The sequence below is a fragment of the Bradyrhizobium sp. 199 genome, assembly GCF_023073355.1.
Taxonomy (GTDB): domain Bacteria; phylum Pseudomonadota; class Alphaproteobacteria; order Rhizobiales; family Xanthobacteraceae; genus Bradyrhizobium.
On sequence record NZ_JADPJI010000009.1, the window covers coordinates 75,992 to 99,050 of the forward strand.

Sequence of the window (23,059 nt, forward strand, 5' to 3'; positions counted from 1 at the left end):
GCAAAATCAAGACAGCGCTGCAAGATCCTGCTGAATTGAGCTAGGCAGGAGGCGAGCTTCACCCGACTTTCGCTTTGAGGATTTAGCCCGTGACGGTGATCGACTTCTCCGCCTTCATCGGACGGCTCGCCACCGCCTCCGGCGAAACCATCCTGCCGTTCTTCCGCACCTCCCTGTCGATCGACGACAAGAGCAAGACCAGGGATTTCGACCCCGTGACGGAGGCCGACCGCGCCGGCGAGGCGGTGATGCGGCGGCTGATCAAGGCCAACTTCCCCCAGCACGGCATCGTCGGCGAGGAATTCGGCAACGAGCGCGAGGACGCCGACTATGTCTGGGTGCTCGATCCCATCGACGGCACCAAATCCTTCATCGGCGGCTTTCCGATCTGGGGCACCCTGATCGCACTGCTGCACAAGGGCGCGCCGGTGTTCGGCATGATGCATCAGCCCTTCATCGGCGAGCGCTTCTCCGGCGACAACGGCTCGGCCAATTACAAGGGCCCCTCCGGCGAGCGTCGGCTCCAGGTCCGCCGCTGTGCCTCGCTTTCGGGGGCCACGACCTACACCACCAGCCCCTTGCTGATGAACGAGCGTGACCGCGCCATCTTCGGCCGCATCGAGCAGGGCGCGCGGCTGTCGCGCTATGGCGGCGACTGCTACTCCTATTGCATGCTGGCGGCGGGCCATGTCGATCTCGTGGTCGAGACCGAGCTGAAGCCTTATGATATCGCCGCGCTGATTCCGATCGTGACCGGCGCCGGCGGCGTCGTCACCACTTGGGAGGGCAAGCCGGCCCAGGGCGGCGGTCGCATCATCGCGGCCGGCGACGCCAGGGTCCACGAAGAAGCCTTGAGGCTGCTCAACCAATAACAAACGCGAGCGGGAGGCTTTCATGACTATCTCACGCAGGCTTCTTCTTGGTTTGTTCCTGCTGCTGCCGTCAGCGGTGGCGGCGCAGAATTTTCCCGCGAAACCGATCAAGCTGATCGTGCCGTTCCCGGCCGGCGGTCCGAACGACATCATCGCGCGTGTGATCGGCCAGCGCATGTCGGAGCTGTCGGGCCAGCCGGTGCTGATCGACAACCGCGGCGGCCAGGGCGGCGTGCTCGGCACCGACGCTGTCTCCAAGGCCCCGCCTGACGGCTACACCATCGCAATCTCCAGCGCCGGCGCCCTCGCCATCAGTCCGAGCATGGAGAAAGTCGCCTATGACACGCTGACCGATCTCACGCCGGTGACCCTGGTTGCGACCGTGCCGGAAATGCTTGTGGTCGCCACCAACGTGCCCGCAAAGGACATCGGCGAGCTGATTGCACTGGCCAAGGCGCAGCCCGGCAAGCTCAACTTCGCCTCATCCGGCCCCGGCAGCCTGCCGCATCTGGCTGGTGAATTGTTCAAGCAGACGGCCAAGATCGACATCGTGCATGTGCCCTATCGCGGTGCCGCGCCGGCCGTGAACGATCTACTGGGCCAACAGGTCCAGATGACGTTCCTCGATCTTTCCGGTGCTGCTGCCGCAGGTCAAGGCGGGCGCGCTACGGCCGATCGCAATCGGCTCCGCCGCGCGGGCCCCGACCGCACCTGATGTGCCGACCACCGCAGAAGCGGGATTTACCGGCCTCCACATCGAGAACTGGTACGGCATGGTCGCGCCGAAGGGCACGTCGAAGGAGATCGTCACCGCGCTGCATGGCCTGGCAACAAAGGCGATGGCGGATCCCGCGGTGAAGGAAAAGCTCGCCGCGCAAGGCGCAACGCTTGTTGGCGACGAGCCGGAGCATTTTCGCCAGTTCATCACGGACGAGACCGCGAAATGGGCGAAGGTGATCAAGGACGCCGGGATCGAGACGGCGAAGTAGGGCCGATGTTCCCCCAGCGCTACCCCGTTATTTGCTCATAGCCGCCGCCGTTTCATGACGAGCCTCTGCGCTTCGACAGCCGCCTATGCACGCCGCTAGAGAGGTGACCAAACCAGCTTCTCGAAGCCGCGCCTGCCCTTCGGCGGCCTGCATGATCTCAGCCCTACACGCGAGCACCTCCATCAGCCGATCGATTTCGACCGTCTGAATGGTACGGAAAGGTCGGGAGGCGATGGGGTGCCTCCACGGAGCGATCCGCACTGCTCAGCGCGCGTATAAGCCTTCTACGATCGGCAACCGCGCGGCCCGGACGGCCGGAAACAATCCACCGATCAGACCCACGATCAGCGCAAGGGCGACGCCCTCGACGATCAGCCAGGGACTGAGCTTGAAGTCGAACACCACCTGCGTGAAGTTGCCGCCGAGGGTCGAGGCCGTGACGCCGTCGAAAATCAGATAGGTGGCGGCAGCCCCTACCAGGCCGCCGATGACGGCGAGCAACAACGATTCGGCCAGCGTGCCGACGAACGCCGGGAAGCCGCCGAAGCCGATGGCGCGCAGCGTTGCGATTTCCGTCGCGCGGGCAGCAACCGACGAATACATGGTGTTGAGCGCGCCGGCGACCGCGCCCAGCGCCATCGCGATCGCCAGCGGCCAGCCGAGTTTCTGAATCAGGTCGGAGGTCTGGGAGGCCTGTTCGGCGAAGTAGGCGGCTTCGGATTTGACGTCGAGCTTCAGCCGCGGATCGTTGTCGCTGTAGCTTTTGAGTTCGTTCAGCGTAGCTGGCGCGGTGAGGCGCACGCGCACAATTTGCACGACGTTGTTGCGGTTGAACAGGCTCTGCACCACGTTGAGATCGGCCCAGATTTCAGATTCGAACACGCTGCCGCCCGCGTCGAACACGCCGACGACGGTCCAGCGCGTGGCGCCGAACGCCACGGTAGAGCCGAGGTCGAAGCCTTCGAACTGGCGCTGCAATGCCTTGCCGACCACCACTTCGTTGCTGCCGCGGTTGAACATGCGGCCCGCGGTGATGGTGATGTCCTTGCGCAGCGTAGAGCCCTGTTCGCCGATCCCGCGCAGCGGCAGGTTGGCCTTGGTGCTGGTCGAGCGCTTGATGCCGTCCACCACCAGATAAAGCTCCGGCGAGATCAGCGGCTTGCCGTCGTTGCCGCGGGCGATCCCGGGACCGTCCTCGATCAGCCGCACCTGGTCGCGGCTCACGGTGCTGTTGATCTCGGCCTGCGAGCCGGCCCGCAGCACGATCGCGATGTCGTCGGCGCCGGAGCCTGCGATGGTGCGCTGAAAACCGTTGGCCATCGCCAGGAAGGCGAGCAGCACGATCACCACCAGAGCGATCGCGATCACCGTCGACAGCGAGAGCCAGCGCCGCTGCGCAATGCTCTTGAGATTGATAGCGGTGACCGCCGCGACTTGAAGCCAGAGCGAACGCATGCCTATCCCCGTCCGAGCGCGGTTGCAATTTTGAGGCGCATTGCATTGAGCGCCGGAATGATGCCCGTGATCAGCCCAAGGGCGATCATCAGCGCCAGGCCTTGCAGGATGATGGTTGGTGATACCGCAAAAGCGGGCGCGATGCTGGCGAGGCTGTTGCGGAGCGCCATGGCGATCAGCGCCGCGATCGCGAGGCCAGGAATGCCGCCGAGCAGCGCCAGCAGCACGGACTCGCCCAGCACCATCGCAAGGATGCGCGGCCCCGAAAAGCCGAGCGTCTTCAGCACGCCGATCTCGCGGGTGCGCTCCCGGATTGACAGCGCCATGGTATTGCCGACGATCATCAGGATGGTGACGAAGGCCGCGCCGACCACCAGCAACACGATCAGCGCGATATTGCCGAACTGCGCGGCGAACGCCTTGCCGAACGCCTTTTCGGTGTCGGTCGAGGTCTCGGCGGTGGAATTGGCGAACATCGCGTCGATGGCTTTGGCCACCCGATCGTTGTTGTCGGGCGAGGTGGTCTGCAGGATCATCCAGCCGATGGTGTCCTTGCCGAAACTGCGGGTCTCGTCGAAATAGGCGTACTGGAACAGCAGGAAGTTGGTGTCGACGTGCTCGGCCTTGGCCTTGACGATGCCGGCGATGGAGAGGTCCCAGGTGTGGCCGCCGCTCTTCTGGCTGAAGATGTTGCTGTTAAGCGGGATGCGATCTCCGATCTTCCAGCCCCATTTCTGCGCCAGCTTTTCGCCGACCACCGCGCTGCCGCGGTCGCGCATGAATGCCTGAAGCTGGTCGGGCGCAACCTCGAATTCGCTGCGGTAGACGTCGAAATAGGTGTTCGGCTCAATCGCCAGCGCCATGATGAAGTTTTTCGGATCCTGATAATAGCCGCCGAACCAGTTGGCGAAGGTCACCTGCCGGACCCCTTCGATCGCGCGCACGCGATTGTAGTAGGCGATCGGCATCGGCTGGGTGAAGTTGATCTTGTTGACGGTGATCATCCGGTCCGCGGCGGCGGCATCCTCGCCGGCGGTGAAGGCGCGGTAAAATCCCGCGAGCACGCCGAAGATCATGAAGGCGATCAGGATCGACACGATCATCAGGCTGGCCCGCAATTTGCGGCGGAACAGGTTTTTTCGGACCAGGTCAAAGTCGTTCACGCGGCAAGCTCCCGTTCGACGAAACGGCCCTTGTCGAGATGCAGGACGCGCTTGGCATAGTTTGCCGCGGCCGGGTCGTGCGTCACCATCACGATGGTCTTGCCGAGTTCGCCATTGAGCAGTTGCAGGATCGTAAGGATTTCGTCGGCGGATTGCCGATCGAGATCGCCGGTCGGTTCGTCGCACAGCAGCAGGTTCGGATCCGAAACGATGGCGCGCGCAATCGCCACGCGCTGCTGCTGGCCGCCCGACATCTCGCGCGGACGATGCTTGATGCGGTCGGCGAGCCCGACCACGGAAAGCGCGGTCTGAACGCGCTCGGCGCGCTCCTTGCGGTTCAATCTGGTGAGCAACAGCGGCAGTTCCACGTTCTGCGCCGCGGTCAGCATCGGCATCAGATTATAGAACTGGAAGATGAAGCCGATATTGGCGGCCCGCCACGCGGCGAGCTCGCCCTCGGAAAGGCCGTCGATGCGCTGGTCCGCGACCGCAATCTCGCCGGCGTCGGCCCGATCGATGCCGCCGAGCAGGTTGAGCAGCGTCGTCTTGCCCGAACCGGACGGCCCCATCACGGCAATGAAATCGCCGCGGGGGATAGCAAGATCGAGATGATCGAAGATCGAGATCGTCTCTTTACCCTTAGTGAAACGCTTGGCTACACCGGTAAGGCGGACCATCGGTTGTTCGGCTGTCACGCTTGTCTCCTCTTGGGATTCCGGCTGGAGGCTAATTCGCGGCGGTGGCTTCGGCGGCGCCCTTGGCCTTGGCGTCGCCCAAGAAGTTCACCTTCACCGCCATATCAGGTAGGATGCGCGGGTCCTTTTTCTCGAAACGGATGCGGACCCTCACCGTGGCCTTCTCGCGGTTCGCGGTCGGCACGATCGCAATGACCGAGGCCGGAATGGTCCAGTCCGGATAGGCATCCAGCATCGCGTTCACGGCGCCGCCGGGGACGACCCGGCCGATAAAGGCTTCGTTGACGTCGACTTCAATTTCGATCGAATCCATGTCGACGATGGTGCAGATGCCGGTGCGTGTGTAGCCGCCGACCGACATCGGTGAAATCATTTCCCCGGGCTGCGCGCTCCGGTCGATGACGACGCCGGCGAACGGCGCCCGGATTTGATGCTTGTCCAGCATCGAGCCGCTGCGTTTGGCGTCGATCTTGGCGGTCTCGAGCTGCGACTGCGCCTGGCGCAATTGCGCGCTGAGTACTCCGAACCGGGCCTGTGCCTTGGTCAGATCGGCGTCGGTTGCGAAACTCTTCTGCGAAAGTGTTTGCACCCGCGACATGATCCGGGTCGCATCCTCCAGGTCCGCCGAGATCGCGGCCACCGCGGCTTCGGCCGTCTCGACCCGCGAGCGGGCCAGTTCAAAATCCCTTTCGGCCAGTACGCTATCGAGTCGCGCGACGATCTGACCTTCGGCCACCGTCATGCCTTCGTCGATGAAGACCTCGACCACTTTGCCAGTGATCTCGGCCGCAACGGTGGCTTTGCGGCGCGCCACCACGTAGCCGGAGGCCGCCAAGCTGCCCACCGCCTTCACGGTCGTTCGTTCGGGCTGTGGCGTATCGGGCTGCGGGGCCGGTGCGACCTGGGAGGCGGTCTCCTTCAGTGGGACTGCTCTGCGAAATTCGAAAGCGGCAAAGGCGGCGAATGCGACAACGCAGGCGACGATCGCCGCCGAGATTGGCAACCAACGGCTACTCGATCGCTTCGCCTTGCTGACGCTGCGATCGATCGTCAGCGATCTCAGCAATTTGCTCTTGTCGTCGCTCATCGTTCGTTTCCATCCGGTTGCTCGCTGCAGCTTGCGCGGGCGGCATCGTCTCTCGCGCTGGGAGCTTTGCTCCCGGCCGGATTACTTGTCTCGCGATTAATGAGAGCAGGCCTCACCCGATAAAGGGCCCCCCGGTTACAATCCACATTCGGCTCTCGCGAGCGCTGGGCGGCACCCTTGTCGACGAGGCGAGTGGCGGGACATTTAAAGCTTAACGGCGACAGAGGCAATTCCTTAAACGAATAGGCGTTGCGCTTCATGTTGCCAGTTGTGGCCATGCGCAGATTCTTCGCCTCAACGCGCGTGGCCTCCCCAAATCCCCTCAAAACCCGGCACAATCTCACAAGAGGAACCGGTCCTTGAAATCGGCAGGCATGGCAAAATGTCGCGCTCCAGCAATCTCCGGGCACAGCGGCAAAAGCCGAGAGCCATTGATGATGGCGCCTGCTAACGATGAGCCCTCCAGGGGGCAAGAGCAGCGCCCTTCACACCGCCGCTGCCCTCAGATGCTCCACCAACATTTTGGCCGGCCGCGGCAGCACCTTGAAGCTGCGCGCGCAGATCACGAGCTTGCGGTTGGCCCAGGCGTCGCGCAGGCGAACCATGGCAATCGACATGGTCTTGGCGCAGCGGCGGGCGGCTGCTTCGGGCACGAGCGCCACGCCGACATCGGCGGCGACCATCTGGCAGATCGCATCGAAATCGCGCATGCGGGCGCGGTAATGCAGCCGCATGCCGAGCCGGGCGGCGTGCTTCGAAATGTGCATCTGAAGCGCGGTGGCGCTGGTCAGCCCGACGAAGTCGCAAGCCCGCGCCTCCTGAAAATCGATCTGGCGGCGGCCCGCGAACGGGCCGCGCTTCGACGTCACCAGCGTCAGGCGGTCCTCGCTGAAGACGAAACGCTCGATATGGTCGGGCAGCGCGTGCTCGGCGGCAAAGCCGAGATCAGCCGCACCCGCGGTGATCGCCGCCGCGATGTCAGTGCTCTCGCGCTCCTCGATATCGATGGCGAGGTCGCGATGCTCACGCAGGAAGCCGGCGAGCGCCTTCGGCAGATGCTCAGACAGGCCCGACGTGTTGGCGAGGAAATGCACGCTGGCGCGGACGCCGCTGGCAAAGCCGGCGAGATCGCCGCGCATGGCGTCGATCTGGTGGATGACGAGCCGCGCATGATCGAGCAGGCTCTCGCCGGCCGCGGTCAATTCGACACCGCGCCGCCTGCGCTTGAGCAGCGCGACGCCGAGCGCATCCTCGAGCCCCTTGATGCGCGCGCTGGCCGAGGCAAGCGCCAAATGCGAGCGTTCCGCGCCGCGGGTGATGCTGCGCTGGTCGGCGACCGCGATGAAGAGTTGGAGGTCGACGAGGTCGAAGCGCATGGCAGGTCTCCACAGCCTTCGCCCGGAGCGAAGGCACTCTCCGTAACCTTCAGATTGTGCCGGCGCGCCGCTTCAGTCAATGTGCTGACATGATCGACCCGCTGCTCATCCTCATCGCCGCCGTTTTCCTGGTCGCCGGATTCGTCAAGGGCGTGATCGGGCTCGGGCTGCCGACGGTGTCCATGGGCCTGCTCGCGGTGAGCATGACGCCGAGCCGCGCCATTGCCATTGTGATCGTGCCCGCCATCGTCACCAACATCTGGCAGACTTTCGTCGGACCGCATTTGCGCGACATCCTGAGGCGGCTGTGGCCGCTGATGATCGGCACCGTGATCGGCTGCTGGCTCAATGCCGGCGCGCTGACCGGCCCGCATGCCCGCTACGGCACGATCGTGCTCGGCGCCCTGCTCGTCATCTATGCCGTGATCGGCTTGAACAAGTTCCAGTTCCGCGTCGCTCCGCAGAACGAGAAATGGGTCGGCGGCGTGGTCGGTGTCGTCACTGGCGTGATCTCGGCCTCGACCGGGGTGCAGGTGATCCCCTCGATGCCGTTCATGCAGGCGATCGGCATGGAGAAGGACGAGCTGGTGCAGGCGCTCGGCGTGTTCTTCACGACTGCGACGCTGGCACTCGCCTTCAACCTCACCGCCGGCGGATTGATGACGCCAGCCAATACCGTACCGGGCGCCGTGGGCCTCGCCATGGCCTTTGCCGGCATGTTCATCGGCCAGTCGGTGCGGGCGCGGATGCCGGCCGAAGCGTTCCGCCGCTGGTTCCTGATCGCGATGATCCTGCTCGGCCTTTATCTCGCCGGCAGCGCGCTGCTGAAGGAATTCGCGTAAGAGAAGTTACCGCGTCTCCAGCATGGCGACGCGGATGCCGAGATAGATGAAGAGGCCGCCGAGCGCGCGGTTGACCCGGGCGAGCGCGCCCTCGGACTCGCGCAGCCGGTGCGCGGCTTTCGCCGCAAACGCCGCCAGCACCAGGCACCACAGCGTTCCCGTGCAGATAAAGATCAGGCCGAGCGTCAGGAACGCGAGCGGCTTATGCGGTGAATCGGCTGCGACGAATTGCGGCAGGAAGGCCAGGAAGAACAGCGCGACCTTGGGATTGAGGGCGTTGGTGAAGACACCCTGCAGGAAGACCCGCCGCAGCGAGCTCCGCATCGGCGCGTGGGTCGCCGCCGCCAGCACCGGGCGCGACCACAGCATCTGCAGCCCTGTCACGACCAGATAGGCCGCACCGACCAGCTTCAGGATCGAGAAGGCTGTCGACGAGGCCATCAGCAGGGCCGAAAGGCCGATCGCCGCGGCCGCAACATGGACAAAACAGCCACAACTGATGCCGAGGGCGGCCGCGGCTCCGCCCCGCCAGCCCATCTGCATGCTGCGGCCGATGACGTAGACGGAATCAGGCCCCGGCGTGATGTTGAGCAGCACCCCCGACAGGATGAAGAGCCACATTTCGTGAATGCCCAGCATGCGAGGTGCCCCTGCCGCCGCCCGCGCGGTCCTCATTCGCTTAGTCGGTTCGTCCCTTCCCGTCCACCGCCGGGATTGCCTAGGATTTACCTAGAATTTGCAATGCGGATCATACTTCCGCTCGGCCTCATCTGCTTTATAAAGGCACGGTTCTTGAAATGCGGGATTCGAGGCGACTGCCACGCCGTGGCCGTGCCCTCCCTTGGAGCTCCGAGAATATGGAAAGACGTCTGGCCGCCATCGTCTGCGCCGATGTCGCCGGCTATTCGCGCATGATGGGCAACGATGAAGCCGGCACCCATGCCGCCTTCAAGGCCCATCGCAGCGCGATCCACCCCATCATCCTCAATCACGGCGGCCGCGTCGTCAAAAACACCGGCGACGGCTTCCTGCTGGAGTTCCCGTCGATCGTCGGTGCCACCGAGGCCGCGATCGCGATGCAGACCTTGATGGCGGAGCGCAACCAACATCTGCCGGCCGACCGCGCCATGCAGTTCCGGCTCGGCATCCACATGGGCGACGTCATCGCCGACGAGGACGAAGTATTCGGCGACGATGTCAACATTGCAGTCCGCCTGGAATCGGTGGCGAGCCCCGGCGGCTTCGCCATCTCGGCCAAGGCCTACCGCGAGGCGAGCAAGCATCTCACTGCGTTGCTGACCGATGCCGGCAACCATCGCTTCAAGAACATCAAGGATGCGGTCGGGGTCTGGACCTGGACGCCTGAGGGCGCGCCGGCGCTCGCACCCGAGCTGAGAGAGGCATCCGCTCTCTCGCAACAGTATCGCACCGCGATCGTCGGTGTGCTGCCCTTCGCCAATCTCAGCGACGCCCAGGACGAATATTTCTCAGACGGCCTCACCGAGGATCTGATCCACGCACTCTCGCTGCAATCCTTTTATCGCGTGCTGAGCCGCAACTCGACCTTTGCCTTCAAGGGAAATAACACGAGCACGCGCCTGATCGCGCGCGAGATCGACGCCACCTATCTGATCCAGGGCTCGGTGCGGCGCGCCGGCGCCAAGATCCGGGTCACCGCCGAGCTGATCGCGCCGGAGACCGGCGAGCAGCTTTGGACGGGACGTTACGACCGCGACATCGGCGACCTGTTCGCGATGCAGGACGAGATCACCACCAGCCTCTCCGCCGCCATCGCCACCGAGATCGTCCGGGCCGAGGCCTCGGCGCCAGCGCGCCTGAGCACCGACGTGAGCGCCTGGGACCGCTTCCTCAAGGGACTGTCGCATTACTACCGGCAGACCAAGGAGGATTTGGCCGCCGCCGTCGATCTGTTCCGGCACGCCATCCAGCTCGATCCCAATCTGTCGATCGCGCACGCCTATCTCGCCACCATCCAGATCCAGAGCATCCAGTTCGGTTGGGTCAAGGGCACGCGGGAGATGTGGGCCGAGGCGATGAACCTCGCCGAAACCAGCGTGCGGCTCGACCCGCGCTCCTCCTTCGCGTTCTCGATCCTGTCCTGGGCTCACGCCATGGAGGGGCATTACGAGGCCGCGATGGACGCCGCCAAGCGCGCGGTCGCGCTCAACCCCTACGACAACGGCGCGCGGGGCGTGCTGGGCATCTGCCATTTCGTCATTGGCGAGCACCGCGAGGCGATCGAGCTGTTTTCGATGGCGGTGCAGCGCGACAATAGCGATCCGCGCTACCAATGGGCGGCGCTGAACGCCTTCAGTCACTACCTGTTGCGCCAATATGACGCGACCCTGTCATGGGCCCGCGAGCAGCTCTACATCAACCCGAACCACATGCAGGCGCTGGCGATCCGCGCCGCGGCACTGGCCCAGATGGGACGGAGTGGCGAGGCGAGCGAGGCCGTCGGCGTGCTGATGGGAAATTATCCTACCCTGAATGTCGAAAGGCATCTGCGCAACTTCCACTGGAAGCGGCCGGAGGACCTCGCCCATTACCGCGAGGGGCTGCTGAAGGCCGGCGTGCCGCTCGGCAAGCTGGCCCTGGTGCAGAGCGACGTCAAACGCGCCGCCGGGTCCTGAATGGCGGTCACGGGCTCTTGGCCGTCAGGGCTCTTCGCACTCAGGGCTCTTCGCAGTCAGCGCTCTTGGCAGTCCCTGATCGGTCCCTGGCAAATCCGCACCGGCTTTTATTGACACGACAGTGAATTGGGCCACACTTCGCTACACGCTGAAGTAGTATACCCTGCTGCCGGTTTGTTAGGACTTTCCGCGCTCTAACGGCGCGCCTGCGCATTTCGATTCGCTGTTTTCAGGATTTGGGCCATGCATCACCCCGCTTCGAAGCCGCCCTTCGATCCCTCGATCCCGGTCTCGCCGAACAATCCGTGTCCGTTCCTGCGCGGCCTCGTCGGCGAAGGTTTCGTCGAGGGCGGGACCGTCCCGCTCAACACGCTCTCGCAGACCATCGCGAATGCGAGCGGCGAGACGGGGCTGAAGAAGATCTCCGCCCGCATCCAGGTCCGCGGCGTTGCGCTGATCGCCAACGGTCTTGGTCATATCCTCAAGAGCATCTGGTCGGGCGCGCAGCTCGATGCGCTACGCGGCGGCCCGCTCGACAAGCGCGGCGCCGGTTCGCGCATCCTCGGCGTCGACGGCAAGGTCAACGAGGACGAGATCGCGCGGCTCGCGAGCTTCGGCCGGACCTACACCGACCCGAACACCGGCAGCAGTGAGCCCGGTCTCAACGCCGCGGAAATCCAGACCTTCATGCGCGACAACCTCAAGCGCGCCGGCAGCGCCGCACGCTGGTACTACAAGCTGCTGATGAAATTCGAATGGCCCATCCTTTTGAAGATCATCGGCAAGGGCAAGAAGGATGAGGAGCGTTATCTCAGCGTGTCCGACATACGCACGCTGTTCAACGAGCGCAGATTCCCCGACCGCATCAATCAGCGGATAGTGTCGCGGCCGCTGCTGTCGGCCTGTCAGCTCCGCTTTCGCTGGGCGGTGGGGCTGACCGCGTTCGTCATCGGCCTTGGCCTCGTCGCGCTGGTGGCCGTCGCCGAATTCCCCAACCAGGTCCGCGCCATGCTGCCGCAGAAGGGAATCCTCGTGAATCTTCTGCCGCCGCCCTTGCCTGCGGTCCCGGAGACGAAGGCCGCCTTCTGGCTCGAGCAGAACTGGTCGCTAAAGGACCGGCACTGGTTCCATCATGCCAGCCAGGGCACCGCGACCTTCCCGGTGCCCTACGAATGGTTCATGGCGCTGGAGCAGCCGCGTCTTCATCTGTTCGCAAAGCCGGGCATGATGAAGGACAGCGCCTATCTCGAAGCGTTCGGCTTCATCCCTAGCCCGCAGTCGATCCAGACCGACACGACGACACTGCGCCGCTTCGGTTACGCCAACGTCTACGAGACGACGCAGCCAGCGGATTTGTCGGCGCGATGGACACCGGCGGAGAACGTCGACGGCCTGCCGGTCGGCTTCGCGCGGATGACCGGCGTCGTCGACCCCGCGACCGGCCGTCGCGAGGAGGACAAGATCGGGCTGACCTGCGCGGCCTGCCACACCGGCCAGATCCATTACCAGGGCGTGGACATCCGCTTTGACGGCGGCCCGGCCATGACCGACCTGAAGAAGCTGGAACTCTCCACCGGCCTCTCGATCGCCTACACCCTCTACGTCCCGCTCCGCTTCCAGCGCTTTGCCGATCGCGTGCTCGGCCCCGACGCCAGCAAGACGGACCGCGCCGCACTCAAGCAGAAGCTCAGTGCGATCGGCACGTTCCTGATCGACTGGGCGAAGACCCAGCAAAAGACCATTGAAGGCAAGAAGACCTGGAACGGCAGGCAGCAACAGGACACAGAAGAAGGGTTCGGCCGCCTCGACGCTCTCAATCGGATCGGCAACCAGGTGTTCTCGCAGGATCTCGCGCTGAGCGGGGTCAAGGGATTCGAGAAGAACCTGCACGCCCAGGACGCCCCGGTCAGCTACCCTCCGATCTGGACGGTGCCCTGGTTCAAGTTCGCCCAATACGACGCCTCGATCGAGCAGCCGTTGATCCGCAACGCCGGCGAAGCCCTCGGCGTGACCGCGCTGCTCAATCTGTCGGACGCCTATCCGGAGGAAAGGCTGTGGCGGTCCTCGGTCCACATCAGGACACTCGGCTGGATCGAGGACATGCTGAGAGGCCCCGATCCGTTCAAGCCGGCCGATCCTTCCAGCGGTCCGAAGTTCGGTGGCCTGCTCGCACCGAAATGGCCTTCGCAAATCCTCGGCGATGCATGGCGGCTAAAACCCGATCGCGTCGAGCGCGGCCGCGCGATCTACGCCGAGATGTGCTCCGGATGCCATCTGCCGGCCGTCGACACCCCCGCCTTCTGGTCATCGAAGCATTGGGAGCCGAGCGGCGACAGCAAGGTCCTGAATGCAGTGACCATTCCGCTCGACGAGATCAAGACGGACCCCGAACAGTCGCTCGTTCTCAGCAAGAGAATCGTCGATGTGCCCGGCTTCCTGAAGGTGAATACGGGTGATCTCCAGAAATGGTGGCAATGCGACATCCCGACAGCGAGCACCTCGCCCAACGAGATGGTCTATGCGCTCGGCCTCATGACCGTGGTCGATCTCGTCGCTCGCAGATGGATGGACGATGAGAATATCTCCGAGGCCGAGCGTGGGAAGATTTGGAATCTCGCGCGCAAGAACTGCCTCAATCCGGCGGCTGATCCGCGCTATCGCGCGCGGCCGCTGAACGGCATCTGGGCCACGGCGCCTTACCTGCACAACGGGTCGGTGCCCTCGCTGTACTGGCTGCTGAAGCCGGCGAGCGAGCGTCCGCAAAAATTCTGCATGGGCCGCCGCGACTATGACCCTGACACCGTGGGCTTTGCGGTGACCGCGGACGACAAGTGCAAGACGGGCGAAACGCAGTTCTCGGCGGGGTCAGAGAAGGATCCGATCCAGGGCAACAGCGTGCTCGGCCATTCCTTCGAGCGCAAGGACGGCGAGCCGAAACGTTCCGGCGTGATCGGCCGCATGTTCAAGGATGATGCCGAGCGCTACGATTTGATTGAATATCTGAAGACGCTGTAGGCGACCAGGGTTCGTCATTGCGAGCGAAGCGAAGCAATCCAGACTGTCTCCGCGGAAAAAGACTGGATTGCTTCGTCCGCAAGAGCTCCTCGCAATGAGAATGAGGACTCTCCTCGAATCCAATCGTCACCGTCCTCACTTGAACAGGGGCGTGCCCGGCACGAAGGCGTCGAAGGCGGCCCAGAACTGGGAGCGGTAACGATCCTGCTCCTGGAGGATCTCGTGCTTGGAGCCGGCGATCACCAGATGGGAGCCGGCGCGCAAGTGATAGGCAAATTCCTCGATCGCCGCGGTGGAGACCACGGCGTCGTTGGAGGCTGCCAGCATCAGGATCGGTTGGCGGATCTGCGAGGGGTAGTTCGCGCCCTTGAAGGTGTTCATTGCGCGGAAGGCGGTATCGGCCCAGGCCACGGTCGGCGATGCCAACCCGAGCGTCGGGTCCTCCTCCAGGATCGCGGCATTGCGTGCATAGCGCACCGGATCGCTGGTCACGGGATTGTTGATGAAGGGATCGAGCCCGGTGAGACGATCGCTGCCGCCGGGGACGTAACGGCCGCCCTGCCCGAGCAGGCGCATCGTCTTGAGCAGCGCACGCACCGGAAGCGAGGTGGTGCGGCCGGGCAGGTCGATCATCGGCGCCGACAGCACCATGCGGTCGAACCAGCGCTTGCCCGCATGCGCCACCCGAAGCATCACCGTGCCGCCCATGGAGTGGGCCAGCGCAAAAAACGGCGGCGGGCAATCGGGCAGCACCACCTGCTGCACGAAGGCCTCGACGTCCACCTCGAAATCGGAAAAGTCGCGCACATAGCCCTTGCGGGGGTCGCGCAGGCGGCGCGAGGAGTGGCCCTGCCCGCGCCAGTCGATCATCGCCACCGCAAAGCCGCGGTCGCGCAGATCGCGCACGGTCTCGAAATATTTCTCGATCTGCTCGCTGCGACCGGTAAAGACGCAGACGGTGCCCTTGCGGCCCGCCGGCGGCGCCCAGCGCGCAAAGCGCAGCTCGGCGCCATCGGGCGTCTTGATGGTGCCGCTGACGACGTCTTCGGGAACGGGATTGGACGGTATCGAGACCAGCGTCATGATTGGAGGTGCTTGGGCGCGAAGTGCTGCAAATCAAGGGGCCAAAGCGCCGAAAAGGCGCAAATGCCGCCCCTCTTGAACGCCGTCTCGTTCCACCCATATCACTTTCGTGCAGGCCGCTACCAGTGTTTCGGAACCGGAACATCAGGCTGCACACAGACTAAAGCCCGGCCCGATTGGCGGGCGGGTTGCCAACAGTCGCTCAATGGAGGACTTGACCATGCGTAGCTACGATCTCACCCCGTTCTATCGTTCCACCGTCGGCTTCGACCGCCTCTTCAGCCTGCTCGACCAGGCCGGTTCGGACGGCAGCCCCGGTTATCCCCCCTACAACATCGAGCGTACCGGCGAGAACGCCTACCGCATCACCGTTGCGGTCTCGGGCTTCGCCAGGGATGAGCTCTCCATCGTCGCGAAGGAAAATACGCTGACGATCAAGGGCGAGAAGGTCGCCAACGAGAACAGCAAGAACGAAGTGCTTTACCGCGGCATCGCCGCGCGTGCCTTCGAGCGCGCCTTCCAGCTTGCCGACTTCGTGCAGGTCAAGGACGCCTCGCTCGAGAACGGGCTGCTTCACGTCGATCTCGTCCGCGAGATTCCCGAGGCGAAGAAACCCCGCCAGATCGCGATCAACGCCGGCGCACCAAAGGCGCAGGTGATCGAGAACTCGGCCGCGCAAGCCGCCGCGTAATCCGCGCACGGCACCCCCAAGTTACGAAAACGCCCCGGTGCCCCGGGGCGTTTTTTTGCGCCGCATCACAGAGGGGTGAAGGCGCGTAACGGCGCCGCTACGCGCTCCGTCCTTTGGGCATCGAACCCAAAACAACACGGAGACCGATCATGACACTTTGGCGCAGCCTTTTCGTCGCCGCGAGCCTGCTGGCAGCCCCCCTTGGCCTTGCTCACGCACAGACGCCGCAGACCGTGAAGGCGACCAACGTCGTGCTGGTGCACGGCGCCTGGGCCGACGGCTCGAGCTGGTCGGAGGTGATCCCGATCCTCCAGGCCGCGGGCCTGCATGTCACGGCCGTGCAGAATCCGCTGTCGTCCCTTGCCGAGTCGGTCGAGGCAACCAAGCGCGCGCTGGCCGAGCAGGACGGGCCGACCGTGCTGGTCGCGCATTCCTGGGGCGGCAGCGTGATCAGCCAGGTCGGCACCGACCCGAAGGTGACCGGGCTCGTGTATATCGCGGCACGGGCGCCCGATGCGAACGAGGATTTCGTCGCTCTGTCCAAGCAGTTTCCGACCGGCCCGGTACGCGCCGGCATCGTCGAGCGCGACGGTTACACCAAGCTGTCGGAAGAGGCCTTCCTGAAGTACTTTGCCAACGGTGTGAAGCCGGAGCAGGCGAAGGAGCTTTACGCCGTGCAATGGCCGACCGCAGCCTCGATCTTTGCCGGCCGCACCACGGCAGCTGCGTGGCATTCCAAGCCGAGCTGGTACGCGGTGTCGAAGAGCGACTACACCATCAATCCCGATTTCGAGCGCTTCCTCGCCAAGCGCATGAACGCCACCACCATCGAGCTCGATGCCGGCCATCTGTCGCTGGTGTCGCATCCTAAGGAGGTGGCGAATTTGATCCTGGAAGCGGCGGGGTATCCGCGGAGCTAGCGCTGATCGCCTTGATGCAAAAGGCGCCTGAACATTTCAGGGCGCCTTTTGTTTTGCTCAAATCTAATTCAGCCCCTGCGCCGCCGGCATGTCCTGCGTCGGCAGGATGGTCGGTACCGGCTTCGCCTGGCCGACGGTTGGAGCCGAAGCTTGAGGTGCTGCCTCCACCGGCTTGGCCTGCGCGGCAGCGGCCTGCTGCACTGGCTGAGCCTGCGGCGCTTGAGCCTGCTGCGGCGCGGGCTCGGCCGGCTTGGCGGCGGCAACCGGCGTCTCGCCGCGTGGCGGGGCGGCCTTGGGCAGCGGCACGGGGCGGCTCGCCACATGCGGGATCGCGGCCGGCGGCCGCGGCGGGCCGCTGCGAACCATGGCCGGCGGCGGCAGCGCGGTTTGCGGGCCGTAGGGCGCAACCGCGCGCTCGTCATAGCCGGGCGCCATGCCGTAGGCGTCAGCAGCCGGCATGAAACGGATGATCCGCCCGTCGCGGGCATCGATCACGAGCCGGCCGTCGTCGCCGCGGCGGTCGATCACCGTAATGGTGTAGACGCTGCCGCGCAGACGCGGGATGCCGAGCGGTGAGAAGCCGTTGTCGCGCAGCACTGCGTAGACCTCGGTAGCCGGCAGCAGCGCCGCCGGTGCCGGCCCCCGCTCTTCGTAGCCATACCCGTAACCGTAGCCTTGGCCGTAACGCGGCGGCGCGACGTCCGGCGGCGCATAGGGTCCGTCGAAATCCGACACCGCGATCATGGCCCCTGCCGCAATACCGCTCGCTGGAACCTGCGCCCGAGCAGCGCTTGCAGCCAGCGCCAGCGTGGCAGCAGCCACACATCCTGTGAAAAACTTCATGGTCGACACGCTCCTGTCAGGCCCTGGATGACTTGCGCTCTTTCGCTTCTTGCGGCCTGGCGCGCCTTCCGAAGGGTTGATCCGAAGCTTCATTGGCGATTTCGGCGCCCGCAGGGCCGGATCAGGGCGCGTTTGCTTCAAAACAGCGGCTGCGCAACTTTTGGAAAGCGATTGATTGACATATCGGGAATCGGGACTTCCACGCGCTTGTGTGCTAGACAAAAATTTGGCAAGGTGATGGTTAGGACAGGAAGACTGTCTCAATTTTGCTCGCGGTTCCGGCACAGGGATTGCAGCGGAAACTGGCACTTTCGAGCGCCGTTAAGGTACCAGGCAAAGCCGTTCTCGGGGACGAAGAACGCCTAGGCCTGAATTTAAGAAAATGCGGCTCGCAGTGGACGAGCGGTGACCCAGAGGCGGGTGCCGCGGAACGCCCAAGGTGCGCCGAAGATGGCGGTGAGGCAGCTTGCCGCACGGAGAGGATTGGAACAATGAACGGGTCGCAATTCGAGCGCGCAAACATCGTGGCAGAAGAGCTGTCGGCGACGGTCGCCTCGAAAACGACCAATCCGATTGCCGATCCGATTCAGGAGCACAATTCGCGCCCGCCGGCCGAAGGCCTCTACGATCCGAGCTTGGAGAAGGACTCCTGCGGCGTCGGCTTCATCGCCAACATCAAGGGCCAGAAGTCGCACGAGATCGTCGCGGACGCGCTGAACATCCTCTGCAATCTGGAGCACCGCGGCGCCGTCGGCGCCGACCCGCGCGCCGGTGACGGCGCCGGCATTCTGGTGCAGATCCCGCACGCCTTCTTCAGCCGCAAGGCCGGGGAGCTCGGCTTCGCGCTGCCGGCGCCCGGCGAATACGCCATCGGCGCGCTGTTCATGCCGCGCGACACCGCCTGGCGCAACGTCATCAAGAGCATCATCGCCGACCAGATCAAGGAGGAGGGCCTGACCCTGCTCGGCTGGCGCGACGTGCCGACCGACAATTCCTCGCTCGGCGTCACCGTGAAGCCGACCGAGCCCGCCTGCATGCAGGTGTTCATCGGCCGCAACGGCACCGCCAAGACCGAGGACGATTTCGAGCGCCGGCTCTACATCCTGCGCAAGTCGATCTCGCAGGCGATCTACCAGCGTCGCGACCGCGGCCTTGCAGGCTATTACCCCTGCTCGATGTCCTGCCGCACCGTGATCTACAAGGGCATGTTCCTCGCCGACCAGCTGGGCAAGTACTACCCCGATCTGCACGAGAAGGATTTCGAGAGCGCGCTCGCGCTGGTGCACCAGCGCTTCTCCACCAACACCTTCCCGGCCTGGTCGCTGGCGCATCCCTATCGCATGATCGCGCATAACGGCGAGATCAACACGCTGCGCGGCAACACCAACTGGATGGCGGCGCGTCAGGCTTCGGTGAGCTCCGAGCTCTACGGCAAGGACATCAACCGGCTCTGGCCCATCTCTTATGAGGGACAGTCGGACACCGCCTGCTTCGACAACGCGCTCGAATTCCTGGTGCAGGGCGGTTACTCGCTTCCGCACGCCGTCATGATGATGATTCCTGAAGCGTGGGCCGGCAATCCCTTGATGGATGAGAAGCGCCGCGCCTTCTATGAATATCATGCCGCGCTGATGGAGCCGTGGGACGGCCCCGCCGCGATCGCCTTCACCGACGGCCGCCAGATCGGCGCCACGCTCGACCGCAACGGCCTGCGGCCGGCGCGCTATCTCGTGACCAAGGACGACCGCATCGTGATGGCGTCCGAGATGGGCGTGCTGACGATCCCCGAGGACCAAATCATCACCAAGTGGCGCTTGCAGCCCGGCAAGATGCTGCTGGTCGACCTCGAGCAGGGCCGGCTGATTCCGGACGACGAGATCAAGGCCGAGCTCGCGAGGAGCCATCCGTACGAGGAGTGGCTGGAACGGACCCAGATCGTGCTGGAAGAGCTGCCGAAGGTTCCGACTACCGGCGTGCGCTCCAATCTGTCGCTATTGGATCGCCAGCAGGCGTTCGGCTACAGCCAGGAAGACATCACCATCCTGATGACGCCGATGGCGGCCACGGGCGAGGAAGCCGCGGGCTCGATGGGCAACGACACGCCGATCTCGGCGCTGTCGGACAGGGCCAAGCCGCTGTTCACCTACTTCAAGCAGAATTTTGCCCAGGTCACCAACCCGCCGATCGACCCGATCCGCGAGGAGCTGGTGATGAGCCTCGTCTCCATCATCGGACCGCGGCCGAACCTGTTCGACCTGCAGGGCCTTGCCACCACCAAGCGTCTCGAAGTGCGGCAGCCGATCCTGACCGACGCGGACCTGGAAAAGATCCGCTCGATCTCCGATGTCGCCGAATCGCACTTCAAGTCGCGGACGCTGGACACCACCTTCCACGCCGGTCTCGGCGCGGCCGGCATGGACCAGGTTCTCGACGAGCTCTGCGCGCGTGCGGAAAGCGCGGTGCGCGAGGGCGTCAACATCATCATCCTGTCCGATCGCATGGTCGGCACTGACCGGGTGCCGATCCCCTCGCTGCTCGCCTGCGCCGCCGTGCATCATCATCTGATCCGCACGGGCTTGCGCACCTCCGTCGGCCTCGTCGTCGAATCGGGCGAACCGCGTGAAGTGCATCACTTCGCTTGCCTGGCCGGCTACGGCGCCGAAGCGATTAATCCGTATCTCGCGTTCGAGACCATCACCGCGATGAAGGACCGCCTGCCCGGCTCGCTCGACGACTACGAGATCGTCAAGCGTTACATCAAGTCGATCGGCAAGGGGCTTCTGAAGGTGATGTCCAAGATGGGCATCTCGACCTACCAGTCCTATTGCGGCGCGCAGATCTTCGACGCGGTCGGTCTCAAGGCCGACTTCGTCGCAAAGTTCTTCGCGGGAACGCACACCCGCGTCGAGGGCGTCGGCCTCGGCGAGATCGCCGAAGAAGCCGTGCGCCGTCATGCCGACGCGTTCGGCGAGGCTCAGGTCTACAAGACTTCGCTCGATGTCGGCGGCGAATATGCCTATCGCAGCCGCGGCGAGGATCACGCCTGGACCGCCGAGTCGGTGTCGCTGCTCCAGCACGCCGCGCGCGGCAATTCGCAGGAGCGCTATCGCGCCTTCGCAAAGATCCTCAACGAGCAATCCGAGCGTCTGCTGACGCTGCGCGGCCTGTTCCGGATCAAGAACGCGGACGAAGAGAAGCGCAAGCCTATAGCCCTCGACCAGGTCGAGCCGGCCAAGGACATCGTCAAGCGCTTCGCCACGGGTGCGATGAGCTTCGGCTCGATCTCGCGCGAGGCCCACACCACGCTTGCGATCGCTATGAACCGGATCGGCGGAAAGTCGAACACCGGTGAAGGCGGCGAGGAAGCCGACCGCTTCAAGCCGATGCCGAACGGCGATTCCATGCGTTCGGCGATCAAGCAGGTCGCCTCGGGCCGCTTCGGCGTCACTACGGAGTATCTCGTCAACTCCGACATGATGCAGATCAAGATGGCTCAGGGCGCCAAGCCCGGCGAAGGCGGCCAGCTGCCCGGCCACAAGGTCGACGCGACCATCGCCAAGGTGCGGCACTCGACGCCGGGGGTCGGCCTGATCTCGCCGCCTCCGCATCACGACATCTATTCGATCGAGGATCTGGCGCAGCTCATCTACGACCTCAAGAACGTCAACCCGACCGGCGACGTCTCGGTCAAGCTCGTCTCCGAGATCGGCGTCGGCACGGTGGCCGCGGGCGTTGCCAAGGCGCGCGCCGACCACGTCACCATCGCGGGCTTCGAGGGCGGCACCGGTGCATCGCCCCTGACCTCGATCAAGCACGCCGGCTCACCTTGGGAAATCGGCCTCGCCGAGACCCACCAGACGCTGGTGCGCGAGCGGCTGCGCAGCCGCATCGTGGTCCAGGTCGACGGAGGCTTCCGCACCGGCCGTGACGTCGTGATCGGCGCGCTGCTGGGTGCCGACGAGTTCGGCTTTGCGACCGCGCCCTTGATCGCGGCCGGCTGCATCATGATGCGCAAGTGCCATCTCAACACCTGCCCGGTCGGCGTCGCGACCCAGGACCCCGTCCTGCGCAAGCGCTTCACCGGCCAGCCCGAGCACGTCATCAACTACTTCTTCTTCGTCGCGGAAGAAGTCCGCGAGATCATGGCCTCGCTCGGCTTCCGCACCTTCAACGAGATGGTCGGCCAGGTTCAGCTGCTCGACCAGACCAGGCTGGTCGCGCACTGGAAGGCCAAGGGCCTCGATTTCTCCAAGCTGTTCGTCAAGCAGAAGGAAGAGAAGGGCCAGAAGATCTATCACTCCGAGCGCCAGAACCATCATCTGGAGGCGGTGCTCGACCGCTCGCTGATCGAGAAGGCGACGCCTGCGCTCGATCGCGGCGCGCCCGTGAAGATCGAGGCCAACATCAACAGCACCAACCGCTCCGCGGGCGCGATGCTGTCCGGTGCCGTCGCCAAGATCTACGGCCATGCCGGCCTGCCGCACGACACGATCCATGTCAGCCTCAAGGGCACCGCTGGCCAGGCCTTCGGCGCCTGGCTCGCCCATGGCGTCACCTTCGAGCTCGAAGGCGAAGGCAACGACTATGTCGGCAAGGGCCTCTCGGGCGGCAAGATCATCGTCAAGCCGCCCAGGAACTCCGCCATCGTGCCGGAAGAGAGCATCATCGTCGGCAACACCGTAATGTACGGCGCGATCGAGGGTGAGTGCTATTTCCGCGGCATCGCCGGCGAACGCTTTGCCGTGCGTAACTCGGGCGCGGTCGCGGTGGTCGAGGGCGCCGGCGATCATTGCTGCGAATACATGACCGGCGGCATCGTGGTCGTGCTCGGCAAGACCGGGCGCAACTTCGCAGCCGGCATGTCCGGCGGCATCGCCTACGTGCTCGACGAGACCGGCGACTTCGACAGGCTGTGCAACATGGCGATGGTCGAGCTCGAGCCGGTGCTGTCGGAAGAGCTGATCAACGCCGGCACCTATCACCATTCCGGGGACCTCGAAGCGCACGGCCGGGTCGACGTGTTCAAGAACCTGCTCGCCTCCGACGTCGAGCGGCTGCACGTGCTGATCTCGCGCCATGCGAAAGCGACCGGCTCCAAGCGCGCCGCCGACATCCTTGCCAATTGGCAGGACTGGCTGCCCAAGTTCCGCAAGGTGATGCCGGTCGAGTACCGGCGCGCGCTGCGCGAAATGGCGGCCAACGCAGACGCCGAGCCGAAAATCGCGATCGGGGCGTAAGCATCACACCCCGTCATTGCGAGCGGAGCGAAGCAATCCAGACTTTCTTCCTTGATGCAGACTGGATCGCTTCGTCGCCTCGCTCCTCGCAATGACGGTGAGGAAGCAAACAAACGAACTAAGCGGCAGGGACTTCG

At 64.5% G+C, this 23,059-nt stretch carries 15 protein-coding genes and 1 pseudogene; 8 read left to right on the top strand and 8 right to left on the bottom strand.

Annotated features, from left to right (window positions below):
• The first annotated feature begins 89 nt into the window (after window positions 1-89).
• Window positions 90-872, top strand: coding sequence for a histidinol-phosphatase (gene hisN, locus IVB28_RS27080; protein ID WP_247530260.1), 783 nt, complete (start codon window positions 90-92; stop codon window positions 870-872).
• 22 nt (window positions 873-894) lie between these two features.
• Window positions 895-1,861 (top strand): annotated as a pseudogene (locus tag IVB28_RS27085) (tripartite tricarboxylate transporter substrate binding protein).
• A gap of 264 nt (window positions 1,862-2,125) precedes the next feature.
• Here the strand turns inward: IVB28_RS27085 and IVB28_RS27090 are convergent.
• The 5 genes from IVB28_RS27090 to IVB28_RS27110 form a co-directional block, all read right to left on the bottom strand.
• The gene (locus IVB28_RS27090) at window positions 2,126-3,316 is read right to left on the bottom strand and encodes an ABC transporter permease (RefSeq protein ID WP_247530261.1); all 1,191 of its coding nucleotides are present in this window, start codon (window positions 3,314-3,316) and stop codon (window positions 2,126-2,128) included.
• Between the two features lie 2 nt (window positions 3,317-3,318).
• The gene (locus tag IVB28_RS27095; protein WP_247530262.1) at window positions 3,319-4,479 is read right to left on the bottom strand and encodes an FtsX-like permease family protein; all 1,161 of its coding nucleotides are present in this window, start codon (window positions 4,477-4,479) and stop codon (window positions 3,319-3,321) included.
• Window positions 4,476-5,156: an ABC transporter ATP-binding protein gene (locus IVB28_RS27100; protein ID WP_247530397.1), complete on the bottom strand. Its 681-nt coding sequence runs from the start codon at window positions 5,154-5,156 to the stop codon at window positions 4,476-4,478. Before IVB28_RS27100 ends, IVB28_RS27095 begins: the two co-directional genes overlap by 4 nt.
• Window positions 5,157-5,205: 49 nt before the next feature.
• The gene (locus tag IVB28_RS27105; RefSeq protein WP_247530264.1) at window positions 5,206-6,027 is read right to left on the bottom strand and encodes an efflux RND transporter periplasmic adaptor subunit; all 822 of its coding nucleotides are present in this window, start codon (window positions 6,025-6,027) and stop codon (window positions 5,206-5,208) included.
• Window positions 6,028-6,746: 719 nt separating this feature from the next.
• Window positions 6,747-7,637, bottom strand: a complete 891-nt coding sequence (locus IVB28_RS27110) for a LysR substrate-binding domain-containing protein (protein WP_247530265.1) — start codon at window positions 7,635-7,637, stop codon at window positions 6,747-6,749.
• Between the two features lie 89 nt (window positions 7,638-7,726).
• Here IVB28_RS27110 and IVB28_RS27115 point away from each other — a divergent pair, with 89 nt between their 5' ends.
• A complete protein-coding gene (locus tag IVB28_RS27115) occupies window positions 7,727-8,479 on the top strand; it encodes a sulfite exporter TauE/SafE family protein (protein WP_247530266.1) in 753 nt (250 codons plus the stop codon).
• Window positions 8,480-8,485: 6 nt separating this feature from the next.
• On the opposite strand, the gene IVB28_RS27120 is transcribed toward IVB28_RS27115, so the two are convergent.
• Complete coding sequence (locus IVB28_RS27120; protein ID WP_247530267.1) at window positions 8,486-9,118, bottom strand: LysE family translocator; 633 nt, start codon at window positions 9,116-9,118, stop codon at window positions 8,486-8,488.
• 218 nt (window positions 9,119-9,336) lie between these two features.
• Between IVB28_RS27120 and IVB28_RS27125 the strand changes: the two genes are divergently transcribed.
• Together IVB28_RS27125 and IVB28_RS27130 are read left to right on the top strand one after the other, a co-directional pair.
• The gene (locus IVB28_RS27125; protein ID WP_247530269.1) at window positions 9,337-11,133 is read left to right on the top strand and encodes a tetratricopeptide repeat protein; all 1,797 of its coding nucleotides are present in this window, start codon (window positions 9,337-9,339) and stop codon (window positions 11,131-11,133) included.
• A 243-nt stretch (window positions 11,134-11,376) separates the two neighbouring features.
• Window positions 11,377-14,148, top strand: a complete 2,772-nt coding sequence (locus tag IVB28_RS27130; RefSeq protein ID WP_247530271.1) for a di-heme-cytochrome C peroxidase — start codon at window positions 11,377-11,379, stop codon at window positions 14,146-14,148.
• Between the two features lie 135 nt (window positions 14,149-14,283).
• On the opposite strand, the gene IVB28_RS27135 is transcribed toward IVB28_RS27130, so the two are convergent.
• The gene (locus IVB28_RS27135; RefSeq protein WP_247530273.1) at window positions 14,284-15,231 is read right to left on the bottom strand and encodes an alpha/beta hydrolase; all 948 of its coding nucleotides are present in this window, start codon (window positions 15,229-15,231) and stop codon (window positions 14,284-14,286) included.
• 220 nt (window positions 15,232-15,451) lie between these two features.
• Here IVB28_RS27135 and IVB28_RS27140 point away from each other — a divergent pair, with 220 nt between their 5' ends.
• Both IVB28_RS27140 and IVB28_RS27145 read left to right on the top strand, forming a co-directional pair.
• On the top strand, window positions 15,452-15,922 hold the full coding sequence (locus IVB28_RS27140; protein WP_247530276.1) for an Hsp20 family protein: 471 nt from the start codon (window positions 15,452-15,454) through the stop codon (window positions 15,920-15,922).
• 149 nt (window positions 15,923-16,071) lie between these two features.
• Window positions 16,072-16,842 carry an alpha/beta hydrolase gene (locus IVB28_RS27145; RefSeq protein WP_247530277.1) on the top strand — a complete coding sequence of 257 codons (771 nt, stop codon included), beginning with the start codon at window positions 16,072-16,074 and terminating at the stop codon, window positions 16,840-16,842.
• A 63-nt stretch (window positions 16,843-16,905) separates the two neighbouring features.
• On the opposite strand, the gene IVB28_RS27150 is transcribed toward IVB28_RS27145, so the two are convergent.
• A complete protein-coding gene (locus IVB28_RS27150) occupies window positions 16,906-17,685 on the bottom strand; it encodes a hypothetical protein (RefSeq protein ID WP_247530279.1) in 780 nt (259 codons plus the stop codon).
• 491 nt (window positions 17,686-18,176) lie between these two features.
• On the opposite strand from IVB28_RS27150, the gene gltB reads away from it, so the two are divergent.
• Entirely contained in the window at window positions 18,177-22,922 is a 4,746-nt protein-coding gene (gene gltB / locus IVB28_RS27155) for a glutamate synthase large subunit (protein ID WP_247530281.1), read from the top strand.
• The last annotated feature ends 137 nt before the right edge of the window (window positions 22,923-23,059 follow it).

Bases quoted from the DNA above. Each gene is read 5' to 3' on its own strand.
- IVB28_RS27120 (WP_247530267.1), bottom strand. From the start codon at position 9,118: ATGCTGGGCATTCACGAAATGTGGCTCTTCATCCTGTCGGGGGTGCTG.
- IVB28_RS27150 (WP_247530279.1), bottom strand. From the start codon at position 17,685: ATGAAGTTTTTCACAGGATGTGTGGCTGCTGCCACGCTGGCGCTGGCT.
- IVB28_RS27135 (WP_247530273.1), bottom strand. From the start codon at position 15,231: ATGACGCTGGTCTCGATACCGTCCAATCCCGTTCCCGAAGACGTCGTC.
- gltB (WP_247530281.1), top strand. From the start codon at position 18,177: ATGAACGGGTCGCAATTCGAGCGCGCAAACATCGTGGCAGAAGAGCTG.
- IVB28_RS27140 (WP_247530276.1), top strand. From the start codon at position 15,452: ATGCGTAGCTACGATCTCACCCCGTTCTATCGTTCCACCGTCGGCTTC.
- IVB28_RS27110 (WP_247530265.1), bottom strand. From the start codon at position 7,637: ATGCGCTTCGACCTCGTCGACCTCCAACTCTTCATCGCGGTCGCCGAC.
- IVB28_RS27145 (WP_247530277.1), top strand. From the start codon at position 16,072: ATGACACTTTGGCGCAGCCTTTTCGTCGCCGCGAGCCTGCTGGCAGCC.
- IVB28_RS27100 (WP_247530397.1), bottom strand. From the start codon at position 5,156: ATGGTCCGCCTTACCGGTGTAGCCAAGCGTTTCACTAAGGGTAAAGAG.
- IVB28_RS27090 (WP_247530261.1), bottom strand. From the start codon at position 3,316: ATGCGTTCGCTCTGGCTTCAAGTCGCGGCGGTCACCGCTATCAATCTC.
- IVB28_RS27125 (WP_247530269.1), top strand. From the start codon at position 9,337: ATGGAAAGACGTCTGGCCGCCATCGTCTGCGCCGATGTCGCCGGCTAT.
- IVB28_RS27130 (WP_247530271.1), top strand. From the start codon at position 11,377: ATGCATCACCCCGCTTCGAAGCCGCCCTTCGATCCCTCGATCCCGGTC.
- IVB28_RS27115 (WP_247530266.1), top strand. From the start codon at position 7,727: ATGATCGACCCGCTGCTCATCCTCATCGCCGCCGTTTTCCTGGTCGCC.